The organism is Streptomyces sp. CA2R106, from assembly GCF_037034245.1.
Classification (GTDB): Bacteria; Actinomycetota; Actinomycetes; order Streptomycetales; family Streptomycetaceae; genus Actinacidiphila.
The window spans coordinates 1-717 of sequence record NZ_JBAGKC010000152.1 but is presented as its reverse complement, the minus strand read 5'-3'; the positions used below and the strand labels follow the sequence as shown (position 1 = coordinate 717).

The 717-nt window shown below is 76.4% G+C and carries 1 protein-coding gene; it reads left to right on the top strand.

Annotated features, from left to right (window positions below; genetic code table 11):
- Positions 1-717, top strand: a 717-nt coding sequence (locus WA788_RS35465) for a ketoacyl-synthetase C-terminal extension domain-containing protein (RefSeq protein WP_335984616.1), incomplete at both ends; no start/stop codon positions are given.

Here is a 717-nt window from a genome sequence, read left to right as displayed (position 1 = left end):
TGCCGGGCTTCAGGCGTCCGGGGTGGACGTGGTGGAGGCGCACGGTACGGGGACGCGGCTGGGCGACCCGATCGAGGCGCAGGCGCTGCTGGCGACGTACGGTCAGGGGCGGCCGGAGCAGCAGCCCTTGTGGCTGGGGTCGTTGAAGTCGAACATCGGGCACGCGCAGGCCGCCGCGGGGGTGGGCGGTGTGATCAAGATGGTGATGGCGCTGCGGGCCGGTGTGCTGCCCCGCACCCTGCACGCGGACGAGCCGTCCCCGCACATCGACTGGTCGGAGGGCCAGGTGCGGCTGCTGACCGAGGCACGGCCGTGGCCGCGGACCGGGCGGCCGCGGCGGGCGGGCGTGTCGTCGTTCGGCGTGAGCGGCACGAACGCGCACGTCATCCTGGAGCAGGCTCCTGCCTTCGAGCCGGCGCCGGCCAAGGAGCCCGTGGTGGCGCCGGACGTGGTGCCCTTCGTGCTCTCCGCGGCCTCCGCCGACGCCCTGCGCGCCCAGGCCGCGAAGCTCCGCGCGTTTCTCGGCGAGCACGGCGAACTCGCGCCCGCCGACGTGGCGTTCTCCCTCGCCACCCGGCGCACCGAGCTGGAGCACCGGGCCGTGGTCCTGGGCGGCGACCGCGCCGAACTGCTCACCGCGCTCGACGCGCTGGCCGCGGGCCGACCGGTCCCGCAGGTCGTGCTCGGCGGTGCCGCCGCCCATTCCCGCCGCCCGGC